The sequence below is a fragment of the Nitrosovibrio sp. Nv4 genome (genome assembly GCF_900215485.1).
Classification (GTDB): Bacteria; Pseudomonadota; Gammaproteobacteria; order Burkholderiales; family Nitrosomonadaceae; genus Nitrosospira.
Window position 1 is genome coordinate 1,325,576 of sequence record NZ_OCMZ01000002.1, and the last position, 20,414, is coordinate 1,345,989.

Annotated in this window: 14 protein-coding genes; 4 read left to right on the forward strand and 10 right to left on the reverse strand. The window is 53.1% G+C overall.

Annotated elements, in window-relative coordinates; genetic code table 11:
- Positions 1-61: 61 nt before the first annotated feature.
- From cphA (CRO05_RS14410) to ovoA, 7 genes are all read right to left on the reverse strand, one after another.
- Complete coding sequence (gene cphA / locus CRO05_RS14410) at positions 62-2,632, reverse strand: cyanophycin synthetase (protein WP_097067792.1); 2,571 nt, start codon at positions 2,630-2,632, stop codon at positions 62-64.
- Positions 2,633-2,682: 50 nt separating this feature from the next.
- Complete coding sequence (gene cphA / locus CRO05_RS14415) at positions 2,683-4,932, reverse strand: cyanophycin synthetase (RefSeq protein WP_097067793.1); 2,250 nt, start codon at positions 4,930-4,932, stop codon at positions 2,683-2,685.
- 634 nt (positions 4,933-5,566) lie between these two features.
- Positions 5,567-6,040 (reverse strand): DUF1854 domain-containing protein, encoded by a 474-nt coding sequence (locus CRO05_RS14420; protein WP_097067794.1) that lies wholly within the window; start codon positions 6,038-6,040, stop codon positions 5,567-5,569.
- Positions 6,037-8,322: an ABC transporter ATP-binding protein gene (locus CRO05_RS14425; protein WP_235001483.1), complete on the reverse strand. Its 2,286-nt coding sequence runs from the start codon at positions 8,320-8,322 to the stop codon at positions 6,037-6,039. The genes CRO05_RS14420 and CRO05_RS14425 overlap by 4 nt, the downstream gene beginning before the upstream one ends.
- 558 nt (positions 8,323-8,880) lie before the next feature.
- On the reverse strand, positions 8,881-9,777 hold the full coding sequence (locus tag CRO05_RS14430) for a DMT family transporter (protein WP_097067796.1): 897 nt from the start codon (positions 9,775-9,777) through the stop codon (positions 8,881-8,883).
- A gap of 361 nt (positions 9,778-10,138) precedes the next feature.
- Complete coding sequence (locus tag CRO05_RS14435) at positions 10,139-11,380, reverse strand: MalY/PatB family protein (RefSeq protein WP_369831628.1); 1,242 nt, start codon at positions 11,378-11,380, stop codon at positions 10,139-10,141.
- The gene (gene ovoA, locus CRO05_RS14440; protein ID WP_235001456.1) at positions 11,377-13,488 is read right to left on the reverse strand and encodes a 5-histidylcysteine sulfoxide synthase; all 2,112 of its coding nucleotides are present in this window, start codon (positions 13,486-13,488) and stop codon (positions 11,377-11,379) included. Before ovoA ends, CRO05_RS14435 begins: the two co-directional genes overlap by 4 nt.
- Positions 13,489-14,056: 568 nt before the next feature.
- Here ovoA and CRO05_RS14445 point away from each other — a divergent pair.
- From CRO05_RS14445 to CRO05_RS14460, 3 genes are all read left to right on the forward strand, one after another.
- Entirely contained in the window at positions 14,057-14,734 is a 678-nt protein-coding gene (locus tag CRO05_RS14445) for a DUF3047 domain-containing protein (protein ID WP_235001457.1), read from the forward strand.
- A gap of 408 nt (positions 14,735-15,142) precedes the next feature.
- On the forward strand, positions 15,143-15,691 hold the full coding sequence (locus tag CRO05_RS14455) for a Slp family lipoprotein (RefSeq protein ID WP_097067799.1): 549 nt from the start codon (positions 15,143-15,145) through the stop codon (positions 15,689-15,691).
- A gap of 174 nt (positions 15,692-15,865) precedes the next feature.
- A complete protein-coding gene (locus CRO05_RS14460) occupies positions 15,866-17,158 on the forward strand; it encodes a hypothetical protein (protein ID WP_097067800.1) in 1,293 nt (430 codons plus the stop codon).
- A gap of 150 nt (positions 17,159-17,308) precedes the next feature.
- On the opposite strand, the gene CRO05_RS14465 is transcribed toward CRO05_RS14460, so the two are convergent.
- The 3 genes from CRO05_RS14465 to CRO05_RS14475 form a co-directional block, all read right to left on the reverse strand.
- Entirely contained in the window at positions 17,309-17,695 is a 387-nt protein-coding gene (locus CRO05_RS14465) for a TIR domain-containing protein (protein WP_090879410.1), read from the reverse strand.
- Between the two features lie 95 nt (positions 17,696-17,790).
- Positions 17,791-18,180 carry a RidA family protein gene (locus tag CRO05_RS14470; protein WP_097067801.1) on the reverse strand — a complete coding sequence of 130 codons (390 nt, stop codon included), beginning with the start codon at positions 18,178-18,180 and terminating at the stop codon, positions 17,791-17,793.
- A gap of 116 nt (positions 18,181-18,296) precedes the next feature.
- Positions 18,297-18,740 (reverse strand): hypothetical protein, encoded by a 444-nt coding sequence (locus tag CRO05_RS14475; protein WP_097067802.1) that lies wholly within the window; start codon positions 18,738-18,740, stop codon positions 18,297-18,299.
- Between the two features lie 913 nt (positions 18,741-19,653).
- On the opposite strand from CRO05_RS14475, the gene epsA reads away from it, so the two are divergent.
- A complete protein-coding gene (epsA, locus tag CRO05_RS14485; protein ID WP_235001458.1) occupies positions 19,654-20,409 on the forward strand; it encodes an XrtB/PEP-CTERM-associated transcriptional regulator EpsA in 756 nt (251 codons plus the stop codon).
- The last annotated feature ends 5 nt before the right edge of the window (positions 20,410-20,414 follow it).

Here is a 20,414-nt window from a genome sequence, read left to right on the forward strand (position 1 = left end):
ATATCCGATGTCGGCTGCACAACGTGACTCCAAAAATCACGAAGGCCTGATACCCGGCGGCCTAGCCGGCAACCACACGTTTGGTAATGTGCCCCAGCGCTTCTTCCACTTGATCGATGAGAATGAGGCATAACTCTCCGTCTTTCAGGTTGGCAAAAGCGGCATCGATAGCTCCAAACTCGCCTCGGATCTCTTTGACATCGCGAGTGCGTTTCGCATGTTCCAGTCCCTGCCGCAACAGACCAAGCACTTCTCCATCGGCACGGCCCCGCTGGCACTGATCCTGATAAAGCACTACCTCGTCGAAAGCATCGCCAAGGATTTCAGTCTGCTGGCGAATATCCTCATCGCGACGGTCCCCAGCGCCACTGATAACCACGGAACGCCGCTTGGCTGGCATCTTGTCGATGGCACGCACAAGCGCCCGGATTGCGTCCGCGTTATGACCGTAATCCGCAATAAGGGTAGCGCCACGGTGACTGAAGAGATTGAAACGGCCTGGCGCGGTTAGGGTGTCGCTGACAAAATTGGCAAGACCTGCGCGTATGATCTCCCAATCAAGGCCAAGCGCCCAGCCCGCTCCCGTCGCAGCCATCGCGTTTTCAATCTGGAATGCAATAGCACCATTTTGGGTAACGGGAATTCCAGACAGTGGTATGCGGTATTCAATGCCAGCCTCTGAAGCGACAATGGCATCTTCATCGACATAGACGACGCGCTTGTTTTGCGCCCGGTGCCTCGCTATTACCGGATTATCCGGATCGCGGGCGAAAAAGGTTACCTTGCCAGGGCAATGAGCAGCCATGCCGGCCACGAAAGGATCGGCCGCGTTCAGTACGGCGATACCGGTACCAGGTGTAACATTTTGAACGACGATGCGTTTGACGGCGGTCAACTCCTCCACGGTGTTGATGTATGAGAGACCGAGGTGGTCGCCCATGCCGATGTTGGTCACCACCGCGACATCGCAGCGATCGAAGCCCAGACCCTCGCGCAACAGGCCACCTCGAGCGGTCTCTAATACCGCGGCATCGACATCGGGGTGGAGGAGAACTTTTTTTGCACTCTTGGGCCCACTGCAGTCGCCTGTATCAATGCGCTGCCCATCAATATAAACGCCATCGGTACTGGTCATGCCCACACGCATGCCCTGGCAATCAAGGATATTGGCGATAAGGCGAACAGTGGTAGTCTTGCCATTGGTACCTGTCACCGCCACGAGCGGAATGCGTGCGTCATCGCCCTTTTTGAACATGCTGGCGATAATTGCCTCTCCCACCGCCCGCCCTTTGCCGAACGAAGGCTGCAAATGCATGCGGAGACCCGGTGCGGCATTGATTTCGATAACGGCGCCCTGCCCTTCCAATGGTTTCGATACGGTATCGCACACCACATCGACCCCACAGATGTCCAGGCCGATCATTTGTGCGGCAGCTTCCATGCGTGCAGCGAACTCGGGATGAACATCGTCGGTAACGTCGGTAGCCGTTCCGCCAGTGGAAAGATTGGCGTTACTGCGCAGCAGCACGCGTGCCCCTTGAGACGGTATGGATTCCGCCGTCAAACCCTGGATTGCCAGATGGGCATGGGCAATTTCGTCGAAATGTATTTTTGTAAGTGCATTGGCGTGACCCTCTCCGCGCCGCGGGTCGCTATTGATCCGATCCACCAGCTGACCTACGTTGTGTGTGCCGTCGCCAATAACCTGGGGCGGGTCGCGGCGTGCCGCGGCAATCACTTTATTGCCGATCACCAAAATGCGGTAGTCGTGCCCCGGAATGTAACGTTCAACCAGGACTTTACCGCTGATCTCAGCCGCCGCTGCATAAGCGGTTTCCACCTGCTCGCGGCTCATGAGGTTTACGCCAACTCCCCTGCCCTGATTGCCATCCTGCGGCTTAACGACAACAGGTGCGCCTATTTCGCAGGTCGCAGTCCACGCGTCCTCCGCGTTCGCTACCTGCCTGCCGGGGGCGATGGGAATACCCGCAGCATTCAGCAACGTTCTGGTCAGCTCCTTATCCTGCGCAATGGACTCCGCCACGAAGCTGGTCAGGCAGGTTTCCGCAGCTTGAATACGACGCTGACGACTACCCCAACCAAACTGTACCAAACTGCCATCAGTCAGCCTGCGGAAGGGAATCCCGCGTGCAGCGGCTGCGCGGACGACTGCACTCGTACTCGGCCCAAGCCGTATTTCCTCATCCAGTTCGCGGAGGCGGTTCACCGCATCGTCCAGATCGAAGGAGGTGCTGTCGGCAGCCGCCTGGCATAATGCTTGCGCGAGATCGATGGCCAGCCTGCCTACGTCCTCTTCGCTGTACTCTACAACAACCTGATAAGTGCCGGCTTCCAGCGTGTGAACAGTCTTACTGAAGGTCACCGGGCAGCCGGCCTGTATTTGCAGACCGAGCGCAACGCGTTCCAGTGCATGGGCCATGGTCCCGGCTTCAGGATGGAATGCCGGCTGGAGCAAATTGATTTGAGGGAATCGTTCGCGCAAACGGCCCAGGAAACCCGGATTTTCCCTTGCGGGAAATTCCGTTGTGCCACAGCAAACAATCGCTTCTATCGCTGTGTGCCGGTTCCATAAATTGGGACCGCGCAATGCGCGGATACGTGATACTTTCATCGAAAGTTCTCCTGATGTTTCTTGTACCGGAGGTGTTACTAATTTGGTTTTCACGTCATGCTAAATACCGAAAAATTTTCGATTCCCGCACGTATGAGAGTCGGTTCGATACCAAGTGCCCAGGCGGCACCCACCGCTGCGAGAACGTTCTCGACAGCATGGATCGCATGCCCGCCTCCGGTAAGCGGAACATCAGTCAATTTACTCAACGGCAGTTCGCTGGAACCGGAAACAAGGAGAATTTCGCCATCGCGAACCATCACTGCCCGTTTGCCCTTCGCGCCGTTTATACCCGCCGTACCGCGCAAGCAATGCTCTTTTATTACCGGCAAGTCAGGATCGAGACTGAAGTAAATGATTTCACCATTGCATAGCGCAGCCATTTCGACCAGCATTGCCTCCCTGGCATTCAGCACTGCTGCGCCTGCAGGCAACACTACATCCACCTGGGTACGCAGTATATCGAAAACCTGTTTGGGCGTTTCGATATACTGCCCATAATGACGCGATAGCTCGATATTGGTTACGACGCCAACCTGACAACCATCGTAGGCCAATCCCTCACTCAGCATGGTATCGCCCCCATTTTCAAAAACAGCGGCTTCAACCGAGCGATTCATCAGAATGTCGTTGGTTGCCTTCCATTTGGCGTGATCGCCCTTATAGACCTGCCTCTGGTCGAGATAGAAGCCATCGCTGCACGCCAGGCCAGTGTGCTTGCCGGATAACGCCAGTAGTTGGGCGACGAGATGCGCCACCGTGGTTTTTCCGTAGCTGCCAGTGATGCCTACAATCGGAATACGACCATCGTCGTGGTTCGGAAAGAGATGATTTACGATAGCTTCGCCTACAGGTCGAGGGGTGCCAATGGCAGGCTTGATGTGCATCAGCAACCCGGGGCCCGCATTGACTTCAACGATCGCCCCACCCTGTTCGGCAAGCGGGCGCGAGATATCCCTGGCCACGAGGTCAATGCCCGCAATATCCAGTCCGATAATGCGCGCTGCAAGGGAAGCAGCCGCAGCGATGCTAGGATGCACTTCGTCAGTGACATCGAAAGCATGATTGCCGTTACGCTGAATCAGAACTTCCAGGCCGGCCGGTGGCACCGAATTGATGGTAAAGCCCTGACGGACAACTTCCATAATGGTTATACCATCTACGCTGACAGGATTCAGAGGATGGTCTTCGGATGCCCCGCGCCGGGGATCTGAATTGATCTGATGGCGGATCAGTTCGCCAATAGTTGATTTGCCGTCGCAGGTAACCGAGACTGAATCACCGCGGCTTGCGGCAACGAGACTGCCGCCAACCACCAGCAAGCGATGTTCCGTACCCGGAACATAACGTTCGATCAATACGCCATCACCCTCTTCCAGAGCCACGTGATATGCGGACTCGACTTCTTCGCGCTTGCTTAGCTCAATAAAAACGCCGCGTCCATGGTTGCCGTCGCAGGGTTTGATGACGACTGGCAACCCAATGTCCTGAGCGGCTTCCCAGGCATCTTCCGCACTATTAACAGTTCGGCCTTCAGGGACAGTAACCCCGCAGGACCGAAGCAATGTCTTGGTCAGATCCTTGTCGCGCGAGATACTTTCCGCAATGGCTGGCGTACGGTCCGTCTCCGCTGTCCAGATACGGTGGCTTCGAATGCCATAGCCGAGCTGAACGAGGTTTCCCTTGGTGAGAAGGCGGATAGCGGGGATATTGCGACCGGCGGCGGCCTGGACGATACAGGCGGTCGAAGGACCCAGCCAAAGCGAGTCAACCATGTTACGCAAGCGTTCAATGGTCTGTTTGATATTATAGAGCCCATCACCGGACCAGCGTCCCATCGCCGCCAGCACCAGTTCACGGGCCGAGGACAAGGCGCTACGTGCAATATCCTCATGCCAGGCGCTGACCACCACTTTGTAAACGCCGCGCAGCGACGTTTCACGAGCTCTGCCAAAGCCGCCGGGCATGCCGGCAAGATTTTGCAACTCAAGCGTGACATGTTCGAGAATGTGGCCCGTCCAGGTACCCTCCTTGAGCCGCCGCAGGAAACCGCCGCGCTCTCCATAGCTGCAACGATGCTCAACCAGCGACGGAAGCCAGGAAGACAGGCACTCATAAAAGCCGGGGATCATATCGGATGGAAGGTCTTCAAGCTCGCCGATATCGACAACCGCCTCGAGGACGGGGCGGCAAGTCCACATATTCGGGCCGTTGAGGTGGCGAATCTCAATAAATTTTATATCTCTACTATTCGGGTCTGGGTTCGTCGAGTCAGTGGTTGTATTCGCATAAGCCAGCATAGATTCTCGCACGGAGTAAGTTAAAGCTGGACTAACGCGAGCGGGGAGAATCGGTTTACCGTTCGGCAGATTAATTCTGTTGAACGTAAACGCCACAACAGACCCCGGAAGAACGGTTTCAGACCCTTGATCATCCATATGGCAGGCTCTCACTCACACTCAAGCCGACTGCGCGGTACAGCGGGCTTCTCTGTTGATTGACCAGGTTTATTGATTGGCTGGTGCAGTCGTATTGGCAGCCGTTCTACCATACGTCGATTTGACGGATGAGGAATTAAATTTCACGCATGACTGATGTTTCAAATTGGAAAACCTGCGAATCGGGCTTGTATTTTCGCGTGATCCATTATTGTCCCTATTGTCCGGCAGGGATCGGCACGCGAAAAAGATCAAAGCATAAATCATGCCAAATTAAATAAAGCGGCCGAACAATGAGTTGACGCGGGAAAATAAGTATTAATGTCGCCTTTAACCGACACCTGTTTTCACGTTGCTACTAAACGTTGATGGAATATGACTATCCTGTGTCGCTAATCAGCGACAATTATCCAGACGTCCTGAGTCGCACGTGGCACGGAAGGTTTTTCTGTTTTTGGCGGATTTCTCGAACTACACAGCACTTCGGCAGGCCGTTCTAAAGAAAGCGGTCTAGAATCCTTCGGCTGTGATGATCGAGTGCATAACGGTCGCGAATCAGGAAGTGAATGCCATGGCTGTCAGTAATCAGCAGAGCAGGCGGGGTAAGCCGGCGAATGTACTCCTCCCCCTTGAGAATGAAGGCTGTCTTGCCACGGTTCGTTTCAACATACCAGGTGCTAGGCGTAGCATAATTCGAAACGTCTTGAATGCGGCTGATTTCAGGCATGAACTCGCGGCTGGCGAGCTCAGCTTCGACAAGTTCACGCATATCCCGGGGTACATCATCCAGCCGGTCGATCCAGACCAGTTCATGACCATTCGGATCGATTAACGCCAGGCCATGATCCGGGGCGGTTATCGGAAACGCGCGCACCGGGACTATGCCTACTTCCGTCTCGCCATCTGGTCCCGTATACACCAGACGTCCGAAAGCATCACGGCTCAGCCGATAAGGTGTTTTATCAGTCATTCGCGGCCCTCCTCAACCTTGCGTTCGACCTCGGGCCTGCGCAAATCACCCTCGATGTCGACGTTGCGTGCCTGCGCCTGATAGAGGCGGTAATAATGACCTTCACGCCCCATCAATTCAGCGTGATTGCCTACCTCGACAATACTGCCACGGTCGAGCACAATCAGCCGATTCGCATCGCGCAGAGTGGAAAGACGGTGGGCAATTGCGATAGTCGTTCGGCCCCGTACCAGATTTTCGAGCGCTTTCTGTATTTCTTTCTCGGTGGTCGTGTCAACAGAGGAAGTGGCCTCATCAAGAATCAAAATGCGCGGGTCAATCAGCAGTGCGCGAGCTATCGATATGCGTTGCCGCTCACCTCCCGATAGTGCCTGTCCCCGCTCGCCAACCAGGGAGTCGTAGCCGTGCGTCAAGCGCAGAATAAACTCATGGGCATGGGCAGCGCGGGCTGCGGCAACAATCTCCTCCCGGTTCGCGTCGGGTTTACCGTAAGCAATATTCTCGGCAATGGTCCCGAAAAACAGGAAGGGCTCCTGAAGCACGAGACCAATGTGCTTGCGGTATTCAGCTACCGGCAGGGTGCGAATATCCACTCCATCCAGCAAGATCGCGCCTTCAGTAACATCGTAAAAGCGGCAGATCAGGTTGACAATCGTGCTCTTGCCTGACCCGCTATGCCCAACCAGGCCGACCATCTCGCCCGGCTCGATGTTGATATTGATGTCGCGTGTCACACTGCGGGTGCCATAACGAAACCCTACATCGCATAACTGGATGCGGCCTTCAACGACGGGCAAATGCGCCGGATGTGCGGGCTCCGGAACGCTGGAAACGTGATCGAGTATTTCAAAGATCCGTTTGGTGCCAGCCGCGGCCTTCTGGGTAAACGAGACAATGCGGCTCATCGAATCGAGCCGCATGTAGAAACGGCTGATATAGGCGAGGAAGGCAGTCAGTACGCCAACCGTGATTTCGTCTCTGGATACTTGCCAGATACCGAAAATCCACACCACGAGCAGCCCGATCTCGGTAAGCAGGGTAACGGTGGGGGTAAACAACGACCAGACCTTGTTGACCCGATCGTTGACCTCCCGATTGCGCTCGTTAGCGGCGCGGAAGCGTGTAGCCTCGCGCTTCTCCTGCGCAAATGCCTTGACAACGCGTACGCCGGGAATGGTGTCGGCAAGCACGCTGGTGACCTCAGCCCAGGCACGATCAACCTTTTCAAATCCGGTGCGTAATCTGTCCCGCACCATGTGGATCAGCCAGCCGATGATGGGGAGCGGCACAAGCGTCACTACCGCAAGCCAGGGATCGATCGAAACCAGGATGACGACCGTCATGCCGATCATCAGCACATCAGTAGCGAAATCAAGCAGGTGTAGCGATAAGAACATGTTAAGGCGATCGGTTTCCGAACCAATTCTCGCCATCAGGTCGCCTGTCCGTTTTCCACCGAAATAGGCATGCGAGAGTTTGAGAAGATGTTCGTAGGCGGCAGTGCGAAGATCGGCACCGATACGTTCAGAAACCAGCGCCAACATATAGGTTCGCGTCCAGCTAAGCATCCATGCCAGAATCGCGGCGCCAAGCAGTCCGGTCAGATAGAATACGACCAGGTCAACGTCGATGGGCTTACCATTCTGATAGGGAATCAGCACATTATCCATCAGCGGCATGGTCATATAGGGGGGCACCATCGCAGCAGCAGTACTGCCCAACGTCAGCAGGAAACCAGTGAGCAGCCGCAATTTGTAGGGTTTGGCAAAACGCCACAAGCGAAAGAGTGTCCAGGTCGATGGCGGGATCTGACTCTCCTCTCTGCACGCTGCGCATTCTTCCTCGCCCGGCAATAGGGGCACATCAAGTACTCTCTGACATTTGGGGCATCGCGCCTGAGCGGGCGGCGGAGGCTGTTCTCCGGTGAGCCGGTAGTTGAGCTGTTGCGTAAATTGCTCAACCAGACGACCGGCAGCCGCACTGCTACCCAATGTATAATGCCAGGCAGCGAGTAATGAATCCTCGTCCAGAAGCTCGATGCTGCCTATCCCGGCGTGATCATAACGCGCAAGCGTAAGCCCTGGCCGGTAGGGCCAGCCCTGCCAGGTCAAGTCCTTCTCTGCCGTAGCCAACAATCGTTTATTGGTAACAACCACAAGCCCAGCTGAAAAATATAGTTGGGTATCGAGATCGGTTTCGAGCCACGTCAGCACCTTCTCTTCATCCAGGAGCTGTGATTCGACTTGGGCTACCCAGACGGAAGGAAGGGCTGTCGACGGCATGCCAGGCAGAATGCCTGTTGAAGAAGTTGGGGAAAGTCCGGGTTTTGGCATGGTGAATCGGAGCAGGGTGTCAGAAATATTGCCATCTAAACATAGCTGAATTGTGGCCACGTCGTGTAGCCTTTCCTCGCGAATGGATAACGACGCCTTCTCACTCTTTACCGAATGCCGATTCAGCCATTTTTCCGCCCTCCTTATTTTAGTGATTCCATGATGTCCAGCTCGCTCCACTGCATTCCATAATCCGCAGGGGGAGCGTTTTCACGAAGTCAGGCGGCGGACACATTATGCCCTATTGAACCTAAATCCGGCAGTTGACCGCTCATTTTCGAGCTTAGGGTTATGATCCAAAAAGACTTTTTGTATCACTTGACCTTCAACTTTTAGGTGAGTCCGCTACGGGGTGGATTGCACGGTTTTTGCGGCACATGGCTGCGTTACAACTCCTTGGAATGGAATGACCATTCCGCGTCATTGCGCCTTGCCCTGCACCCCAAAAACCATACACTCCACCCCGCTCAACTACCGGATTTAGGTTTAATGTTATGTTACTCGCATTCAGGCGCTGATCCCGGCGCCGCGATCTGCCCGAACACCGAGAACAGCGCCGACGGTTACTGCACTCAGTCCCGCCAGTGTCAGTAAAGACAGCGGCTCGCCCAGAAGTGGCACAGCGGCGAGCGCCGATATGACCGGCACAAAAGCCATCAGCAAGGCGACGGTTTGGGATCCAAGACGGCGCACCGAGAAGGTATAGAGCAACATTGCGACGAACACCACTAGCACACCCTGATATACGGCCTGAACGGCAATTTCGCTTTTGGTCGCCTGGCCGAGCGTACTAGGCAGAAACAACCACCAGATGGGCAGATAAACTATCGCGCTGCCCAGCGTGGTAGCTACCGTTGCGGCAAGGGGCGGTACCGGATAACGGCCGAGCAACAGCGTAAACACTGCCCACGACGATGAGCCGCAAAGAAAAAGCAGGTCGCCTAGAATTTGCATGCGGGTGAGTTGAGGACCGCGTGAAATTGAGTCAGCGGCAGTTAACACGATGCCCGCAAAGACAACAAGCAGTGCGATTCGGCGCTGCCTTACCGGTTTGTGGCCAAGCCAGATCCACGCAATAATCGCTGTCAAGAATGGGAGTGCTCCGGGCAACAGCACCGAAGCATGCGCGGCGGGCGACATCCGAAAAGCGGCATATACGGCAATGGCATAACCTATACCGCCAAACAATGAGAATAGCACGATGACCTTGAGTGGCGGCAGCAGTATCCGCGGCAGGAAAAAGATAGCAATTAACGCGCCTACGCCGAAACGCAGCAACGTGATATCCCAGCTTGTCAGCATGCCTGCGCCGGCGTGCCGTGTAACAAGAATAAAGCCCGTCCAGATGCAAATGGTAAGGGAAACTGCGATCCAGCCGCTATGGGCATGTACTGCTGCATTCATGGCATGTCGCTAAATACGGTCGGCAAAGCAAGGATCCGAAACAAAACTTGACTGAACAATCAAGAGGGCAATAGTCTGGCGAAGCAGTGAGGCTTCCTGCCTCATCTACCTGAAGAAAGGAGTGACCAGACCGCCAGGAACGCAGTGAATGTCAGGTCGGGGCCACGCATGAACCCCAACGGTTGCTTCCATTGCACCGATATGCTGGTGGGCGGCACTCCCAATTGACCTTTGCCGGTGGAGCAATGCAGCTCCTGCCAAATTCTGCGGGATAGAAAGGAATGATCATGCGCCGGGGCGTGCGGCGAAACTTTTGAACAAGCTCCATGGACAATACCTCTGCCGGTAACCTGGGGTTCGTTCAGAAGTTTCCTGAGCCGTACTCGCTTCCATGCTTGGCCCGATACACTGCTTTTCTGATATTTTCGAGGGCCGTTTCAATGACGTGACGTGGCGCGCCAATATTCATGCGCATGAAGCCGCTTCCCGCCGCGCCGAATAGAGTGCCTGGACTCATGCCCACACCAGCTTCATGTACGAAAAAATGCCTTAGTTGCATGTCATTTATCCGTAACAAGGTCATGAGCGTATGACAATCAAGCCAGAGCAGATAAGTACCTTCCGGTTTGATGAGGCGAATTTCCGGAAGATGCGCTGCAAGATACTCCGCGACAACATCATGCGTTTTCTGCAGATAAACCTGCAACTCATCCAGCCAGGCCTCGCCTTCCCGATAGGCGGCCTCGAAAGCGACGATACTGAAAGGATTGGATGCGCTGACGTGCATCATGTCGAATGTCTGGCTAAGCTTTTCTCGATACTCGGGATTAGGTACGATGAGAACGGAAAGATTCAGCCCGGGAATGTTGAATGTCTTACTGGGCGCAACGGCGGTTACGACGTTAGCCCTGTTTCCGGCCGATGCTTCCGCGAGCATCGAAAGCACGTGATGCCGGTTTCCAGGATAGAGCAGATCTGCGTGGATCTCATCCGAAAATATCGCCAGGCCGTATTTCTCGGCAATTTGCAGGATTCGTTTCAGTTCCTGTTTGCGCCATACCCTGCCGACAGGGTTATGGGGGGAACATAGCAATAACAGACGGGCTCCTTCTGCACATCGCTCCAGATGATCATAATCGATGTCATAACGACTGTTCCTCAGGCGCAACGGATTATGCACCAGTTGTCTGCCGGTACTGGTGACAGCCGAAAAAAAGGGGAAATACACGGGCGGTTGCACAATGACAGCTTCGCCTGGCTCGGCGAATGTCATGACAGCCGCGTGTAGCGAAGGCACCACGCCAGGGCACATCATGATCCAATCCCGGTGTATGTTCCAGCTATGACGCCGCTTCAACCAGGTTGCCAATGATTCATACAGGCTATCAGGATAGACGGTATAGCCGTACACGGGATGGGCGGCGCGCCGTGACAGTGCCTGAGTCACCGCTGGCGGTGCGGCAAAATCCATATCCGCTACCCATAACGGAGTAACCCCCGCTGCGCCGAACATGCTTTGGCGCGCGTCATATTTCAGACTGGCGGTATGGGCACGATCGATTTCGCGATCGAAGCCGTGGTTCAAAACATGGCCCGCACTCAAGCCACTCTTTCCCAGATCGTTACTTCCGAAAGCGTGTGCTGGAATTTCCGCCGGGTTTCTCGAATAACGAATGGCACTTCCGTCGGACCCTGGACCAGTTTGAAATGGCTGCCCAGGATCTCTTTCAGGCCATCGAGCGTTCCAAAGCTCTCGCCATCGCGCTTGAATCCACCCACCCATGCTTCCCGCTTGGTATGTTCCTCAAGCCAGGTATATGGCGAAGCAATCAGCAAGAGGCCGCCGGGGTTGAGCCGTGTGTGAATAGCTGTGAGTAGTTTGGCTGGGTCATAAAGACGATCGATGAGGTTGGCGGCAAGGATAAGGTCATAGCCGGTAAACAGAGGCTTGAGATTACAGGCATCACCCTGATAAAACGTTACCTTATCCTTGACCTTATCCAGGCCCAGCCCAGCCAGCGTCCGCTCTCTATAAAAAACGAGATCACCCTCATCCGTTAATGTGTAGCGCAGTACTCCCTGCTCCGCAAGCTGGACGCCCTGGCCTATGAAGCGAGCGGAAAAATCGATTCCGGTCACATCGTCAAAATGCCGTGCCAGTTCGAAGGTCGCACGCCCCGAGGCGCAACCGAGGTCAAGGGCCTTGTGTGCGGGTCTTCCGTCCATTGCTGCAATAGCCAGCTCAGCCAGTGCCTTCGGAAAGTTTGGCACGCTGAAGTAGGTATCACCATAATGGAATTCGGCATATTCCGAGAGCGACTTGTCCGTTTCATAGTGGGAACCATGCTGAACGGCAGGAGCAGCCGCAACCACGTAGCGAAACCCGGCATGCTGAAAGAAATGACGCCGAAATGCATAGCGTGCGCTCTTCATCGATTCATTGCCGCATGAAATCCAGGAACCCCCCTTCATGAGATTATGGCGACCATCAAAGGTCGGCGTGGTAAAGTCATCATAATGCGGATGAATTTCAAAACCTTCAAAAGGATAGATCGGCGTTTCGGTCCACTGCCACACGTTGCCGACGACGTCGTAGAAATCCCCCTGAGGAAATTCATTTACCGGATGGCTGGAGGCGCAATGATCAAGATGGATATTCGCTGCCGCCGGTTCGAGATGCGGCACTTCGGACAACCCGGCTACGTCATACAGTCGATACCACTCGTCTTCCGTTGGCAATCTGCATGGTTGACCGCTCGCTATGGCTTTCCAGTTGCAGAAGGCCTTGGCTTCGTGATAATTCACCTCGACCGGCCAATCCCAGGGCATCGGTATTTCTTTGGTCATTAATCGCAATCGCCACTCGGCGCCTTGTCGAACCCAGAAGGTGGGGTGTTCCGCGCCAACATGGCGTTGCCATGCGCATCCCTCCTCTTCCCATAATGTCTCTGTGCCATAACCATTTGCCTCGACAAAATCAAGAAACTCCCGGTTGCTCACCAGAAATTTGCCGGCCTGAAAGGCCCCAACTTCGGCGATATGAGCGCCATACTCATTGTCCCATCCGTAAATGGGATCGGTTTTATCCTTACCTAGACGCACGACGCCATCTGGTACATCGATCAACTGATTTTCGGGCGCCGGTCCGGATTTACGATAAGGTTCCCATGCGGGATGAGGAATGACATATTCCAGCGCGTGTTGCCGGATGAGGACGGATGACGTCTCAAGATGGATGCGCTCATGCTCGATGCCCATCATGATAGTCCACCAGGGACTATCCCAGCCAATCGGCAAAGTGAGCGGCGTTTCCTCGATAATCCGGTTAACAATGTCGCGTACTGTATTGCGGTAGGCCTGCACCTCTGCAACCGAAGGCCAATCGTAATGGGTGGTATTCAGGTCATCCCAGCTCATTTCATCAACGCCCACGGCGAACATGGATTCCATTTTCGGGTTGATTCGTTCAGTAATCAGTCCCGCCAGCAGCAGTTTGTTCGTAAAGAAAGTCGACGTGTGCCCCAGGTAGAAAATCAGCGGGTGACGCAACGGGATCGGTTTTTTGAAATAGGCTTCATCGCTGCGCAATGTCTCGAAGAGCTGTTCGTAGCGATCAAGCGTGGCATGAAAATATTCGCATATCTCCTCACGCTTTGCAGCTACATTATCGCCATCAAGAATAGGGTTTCGTGGAAAAAGCTGTTTAGGCATCACACGTAATTGGGGATTTTCAGAAGCGAACTGGACGGGTGTTATAGTTTTTCGTGCGTTCAAAGTCATATTCAACCTCGGGTATGAATTGCCTCTATAAAAATAAACGAAGTGTACACCTGGATATGCCGCTGCCTACATCCAACTAAATCCAACTGAACCCAACTGGACGAAGATCAGTACGCCCGAGCAAGCGTTTAACTGTGCTTAACCAACGATAACGCGTCAAAACGGTGTAGTAGGTCAGATAAGGCGTTGGAACGAGCACTGCTTTCGCATTCGATTGTAATGGCCGAAGCGAGTTCCTTTCAATTCCAGAGATCGGGTTTGTGGTGAAGTTTATCGTACCTGACAGTACAATTCATTAATCCACATGAATCCCTGTTCAATTTTGATGCGATGGCGTTTCTACTACATAAGTAGAGCATAAGGCACGATGCAGACGCAAGAGAGTAACACGCAAACAGGTAAAAATGAATGCGCCCAGCGATTCCAGCCTTCACCATGCCCATAACAGTATCCCTGCTGGTATTGCTCATCGAATTTTTTTCGAAAGGATACCTTAACAATGCCCAAATTACTGCATTGGACCTGGATAATGGGCTGTTCGATAATGGCCTCTTCAATAGCGCTCTATTGCCCTGCTCTATCATGGGCGGGGGATGAGCGTGCGGTCATTGCCCGTTTTTCACGCGGCGACCTGAGCGGCTGGCAATCTAAAACATTTGCGGGCGTCACCCACTACGGCCTGACGGACGAAAACGGGAGAATCGTCCTGCGCGCGGATAGCAGCAAAGGTGCATCAGGACTTTATCGCGAGGTAAACATCGACCTCGGTAAAACGCCTATCCTCAACTGGACATGGCGGATCGGCAACATACTGAGCGGGGGCGATGAGCGCGCTCGCGCCGGCGATGATTATCCCGCAAGGGTCTACGTAATCTTTTCTGGTGGGCCTATCTTCTGGCGCACCCGCGCCATCAACTACGTGTGGTCTAACAAGCAACCGGTCGGTAGCAGTTGGCCTAACGCTTACACCAGTAATGCGCGCATGCTCGCGGTAGAATCCGGCGCTGACCGGGTTGGCCAATGGATAGACGAACGTCGCGACGTGCGTGCCGACTACCGGAGTGTTTTCGGTGATGAACCCGAACGCGTCGATGCGGTGGCGATCATGACCGATACGGACAATACAGGCACAACTGCAACTGCGTGGTACGGAGATATCTGGTTCAGCGCAGAATAGGCAAAGTGTACCAGGACAGGACACGTTGACTTCTTGTTTTAGCAACCCGGAGGTAAACGCAGTATGGAGAGAAACACAATCCTGATCTATTCACATCGAGGTGCAAAGCCGGATCAATTGGCGGAAATAGTATTTAAAAAATCCTCTCCTGCGGGACAACGCAGGCGTATTTCAAGGATCTTTACGCCATATGCTGCTTGCGTAAAGGTTGCGGCATACGCATTTTTCCCAGAGAGCTGAAACCAGAGCTGAATGTCATCTGAAAATATGCACTTTTTCAATGGTACCCGAATCATCCTCTGCAATAATTGTCTTAAAGTACGTGTTTTTATTCCGGATTCAACTATGCTTGTAGCGTAGTTTCGTAAGTGCCATGGCATCGTATTTCATTAATGAAGGGGAAAACACATGAGACTGTATTCATTATTGGTTTGTTTGTCATTGAGCGCATGCGCGGGGTTGCCCGCAGCGGTCAAGGATGTGCCTGTTGCGGATATTACTTACAGTCAGGCGAGCCAGAGCCCGGATAGTTACAAGGACACCTCTGTCCGATGGGGCGGTGTGATTATCGAGGTAGAGAATGAGGAAAACTTCACGCTCGTGCAAGTCTTGTCCTATCCTCTCAATTACACCGGCCGCCCTCAAGTGAACAAGCCGAGCGAAGGACGATTTGTTATCAAGAGCTCCCAGTTTCTTGACCCGGCCGTTTATGCGAAGGACAGGGAAATCACCGTGGCGGGAAAACTTGAAGGCGACATCCAGCGTATGATAGGAAAAAAAGCCGTGCAACTGCCATTACTGTCTTCCAAGGCCATTTATTTGTGGCCCGTTTACCAGGCTTATCCTTATGGCTATGGGTATGGAGGCTATGGTGGCTATGGCTTTAGCCCATATTTCGGATATGGATATTATGGCAGCCCATTTTATTGGGGAGGATATTACCGGCCATACTGGTAAGAGATGCATAACGTCTTATTCCAAATTACCAACTGGCAACGGGACTAATTTTCCCTATCTTTGTCTCCGCATACGTAACGGCGGCATTCGAACCCGGATGCCGTTTTTTTTGTTTTTCTGTCCCCTTCGGTAATCCGGAACAGAACCCCTGGCAACAGACTCCTGGCTCCAGTGATGCGCAAACTTCTGCTTGTTTTTTCAATAGGCTTGTTGTTCATTATACCGCTGGCGCTAATAACCGCGCTGGCGCTGGCCCTTGAAGACCATCCCCGTATTGACCGTCAGGTTATTCTTACGCCTGAGCATATAGGCCGGGCGAAGCAGATTGTCGATGCGCATCGCTATTGGGTACACCCAGGTATGCTCGTCGCCGCCAGAGTAACGCCCGCGGACGCCGATCTGGCCGTCAATTACCTGGCGCGCCGTCTTGGTAAAGGTAGCGCCCAGGTTACCTTCGCCGATCGCAATGCCATTATCCGGTTGAGCCTTCCAACCTCTGCAACGCCATTTTTTGGCCGCTATCTGAACCTGGAAGCTTCTCTGGTAGAGACAGACAGCTTACCCCAACTCAGGTCAATGCAAATTGGAAAACTTCCGCTGCCCGATATGCTTACGGACATACTCGTGCTTCAACTCGTGCATTGGTTACGACGAAGCCCGGAATATCGAGCTGGGCTTGACGCGGTCAAGCGGGTGAAAGTCTCACGGAATCAATTGAGCATTGTTTATCGTTGGGCGGATGACTTTTCTCATGAAATGAGAGCGTCAATCATAGACGAACGGGAGCGCGAGCGTTTGCTTCGCTATCAGACGCTTCTTGCCGCGAACAGCAAACAGAATAAAGCAGTGTCTCTGGCGGAAGTCCTGTCGCCGTTAATGCGCGTTGCTGCGAATCATTTGCCAAATGGCGATGCATTGGCGGAAAACCGGGCAGTAATTCTAGTCGTGACATTTCACGTGCTCGGAGTTTCTCCGGAAGGGATTCTTCCGGCGATGGCAGCAACCTGGCCCCGCCCCGCGCCTCAGGAAATCACGGTTGATGGACGCGGTGATCTTGCAAAGCATTTCATGGTATCAGCCGCAATTGCTGCCTATGCTGATACCGCCCTATCCGATGCGATCGGTTTGTATAAGGAGATTGAGGATTCCCGCCACGGGAGCGGTTTCTCGTTCAATGACATTGCCGCTGATCGCGCGGGTACGAAATTTGGTGAAAAGGCCGTGGCAAGCAGCACCTCGGCAAGAGAACTTCAGCGCCGGTTCTTGTCTGGACTTGAGGACGCGGATTTGATGCCGGCTTGGTCGGACCTGCCAGAATTCATGTCTGAGGTCGAATTCAAACAACGCTTCGGCGGAATTGATGCACCTGCCTACCGGAGGATGATGGAAAAGATCGAGCAGCGGGTCGCCGCTTTGCCCGTATTACAATACAGCAACTCGCCGGATGTTGCCGTCCAGCTGGAGTAGGGCTGCAAGATAATGACCAAATATCAATAGGGCGACAAAACAAAAATTATCGCAAGAATCATGCACCAGGGAGAAAAACATGGTGAGGAATCATGTTTCGAGCATCGTATTCTTGCAGGTGTCGCCCCTCGTCCCAATCACGTGTTAGCTTCACAGCCTATTGAGAAAGTTCGAAATGGTCGGCCATGTCCACGGCTCGATATCACGCTGACCCACGGGATCAGGCAGTTTGGAGGGTAGTTTTTCGTCATTTCCGTGAATGAGCAGCACAGGCACCCTGCCCTCATAGGCGCAGATCAATTCCCATAGCTGACCGCTTGCCCGAATGATATTGGCTGTAACGAGAGCAATCACGCCATCGCACTCAGTCACTTTTGCCCGGCACTCTTCCTTCCAGGCCGGCTCCCATGACTGCTTCACAGGCATATCCACAAAAGAAAACTTTGTTTGCTCCTTGTTCAACTGCTCAAGAAGCCGATCATGCGACTTGATATCCCTGAGCGCAAAGCTGATAAAGACTTTGTTCGTTGAAGCCATTAATTACCTCCCTCAAGTATTATTGTTACCAGCACCCAAATACACACTCGAACTTGCGTCCCCCATTACTCTTTGAACCAATGTTGACCAATATCTCAGGCCCCGGAGCCCCGATGGGCCGTTACCTGAATTTCAATACGCATGCGTGGATCGGAAAGACCAGCTGAGATCATCATTGCCGCCGGTCTGATCTGTCCGAGATATTTGCGAAAGGTGGGCCAGCACTTTGGGAAGTCAGCAGCATCAGGCAATACGTATGTCACCCGGACGATATCTCGCATACTCGCTCCCGCTTCGTCCAGGGCTAGCTGGATATTCTTGAAACATTGCTCAGCCTGCTCCTCCAAGTCATCGGATATTGTCATCTTGCTATAGTCGAATCCAGTCGTACCGGACACAAAAATCCAGTCGCCCTCTACCACGGCCCTTGAATAACCAATCTCCTGCTCGAACGTGGAACCTGAACTTATCAACTGGCGCGGCATGAAAACTCCTCGATATAAAGTAGCCCGCAAATGCTCAACTATCACCCCACGACCGGGTCAACAGCGGATCAAAAAAGACTGCCATAATGCTTCGGTATCGTAGAGGCCCAGATCCCTTAATGGGAAAAACACTGGTTCTTGTCCGATACAACCGTGCAGGCGTATCGCATTTGCTGGACACTTCCCGCCCGGTTGAAGACGTACTCGGCCCTCAGCGCCTTAAACTGCGCATCAGTAAAAGAAATTGCTTGGGCTACATGACGTTCCTCGTTCCAGAACCTCACTCTGCAAAAGTCAGGTTCGGATCTGCATATCTTGCTAAGCGCTGCGCCATAGACGGCCTGGTCCATATCCCGCTTGCTATCGATCAGGACCATATGAATGTAGTTCTTCGAATTTCCAAGCTGAACAGACCGGACGAGTCGCCAACCATCGCCATGGGGCAGCGGCTGTGATTGTGATTGTTGCTGCGGTTGCAGCTCTGACTGCGGCAAGGCGGCAGAGGCTGGCAATGACAAGACAAATGCGAAGAGTGCGACACCTACAACTCTCTTGTTCATGAAATGCTCCTTAACTAAATTCTCTCCAACCGCAGATACCCGAAATGCACTCGGAACGACAACCGGCAATAATAAAGACCTTCACTGCCGGAGTTCTTAGCGAATACTGAACGGAAAGGACATTCGCAGATCGGTCTGGCGCCCTGTCATCGGATTTCTACGGAAGTGTACCCAAAAGCGCAACCCTCTATAAATTTCTGCTGTTTGTTTGATGCGTCCAAGGTTGCTCCCGCTGTAGTAAATACGGCGTGGGTAACACAGAGTTAATGGATGGATCGAATTTATTCTATCAACAAAGAAAGTCATCAACAAGGAAATCCCGTTTCTGCTGTCGGGAAGACCATATCGGTATCTTCAGAAACACCGAAACGGGGCCTTGATAGTACAACGCACAATCAAGCGAGCATGAAATGAAATGCCTGGCAAGAGTGCCTGTTCACGCTTCCTCAGCCAATGGGCTTCAGAAAAACGGTATAAATGTGGAGCGTTGAACCTCAATCCCGGGATGATCGGTTAAACCGTTTGCGAATGCATCTGTTTGACTGCCGGCGAAAAACCCGGGCAGTCTCGACGATTGTAAATCCGTCAACAGTAGCACGCAGTTGATCCCGGAAGCTGAAACAATACCGATGTGCTGCATTCTCAAAAAAACCGAGTGCCTTAAACGCCTCGTATAAGTCCGATAGTCCGATAGTTCGGTGGGAGGATTGGGAAGATTATCAGGAGACTTGCCGATGACGGCGTCGAAATTCCTTACATCTTTCCGGAGAATATTCGTTTGACCCTTGAGAATCCGCATTTTAACAACTGGGCATGTATCTTGCTTTAACGCTATGGCAGATGCACAGGTACGTCGGCAAAGCGGAACAACCAAGAATTTTTTTAACAACCGAATACCAGACATGGACCAGACATGGGTTTGCCCTTTCCTCTCTCCGCTGAAAATATAAGAGGATACGCCCGGATAACCCAGGAATGGCTGGCTGTGCGTCGACATTACGATCTTTTTTTATGGCTGCAGGGGGAGATACAACATTACCTGCCCCACGAAATCATGCTTGCGGCGTGGGGAAACTTCAACTCCAATTTTATTGGCCACGATATAGTCTCTGCCTTAATAGGGGTGAGAACTGAGCATTCCGACGTGAGGAGCCTTTCCCCCCTTCTCCAGGGACTTTTTAATCGCTGGATTGAACAAGGCAATACGCCCTACACCCTCGGCGTCGGTGAATCTGGTTTTTTGCTTGAAGAGCGTGGACTGCAGTGTTCCCTTGGGGAGGCATTGCAAGGCATGCAATCCATACTGATACACGGTATAAGCGACAAACGCGGACAGCACGACTGTCTCTATATAATCTTCAGTTCAAGAAAGCAATTCAGTACATCCTCGATGAATACTATCAAAGTACTGCTTCCCTATCTTGACGCTGCCTTCGGGCAGATTGATCCCTTACCTTGGCAACCTGCTCCTTCTCAAGAGAGTGGCGAAGATTTCGGGTTGAGCACTCGTGAAATTGAGATAATGAATTGGACGAAGCTGGGCAAAACCACTTCCGAAACTGCTGCCATATTGGGAATCAGCACTTTCCAGGTGAAGAACGATCTACGAAATATCTTAAAAAAACTGCATGCCTGCAATCGTACTCAAACGGTATACAAGGGAGAATAAACGTC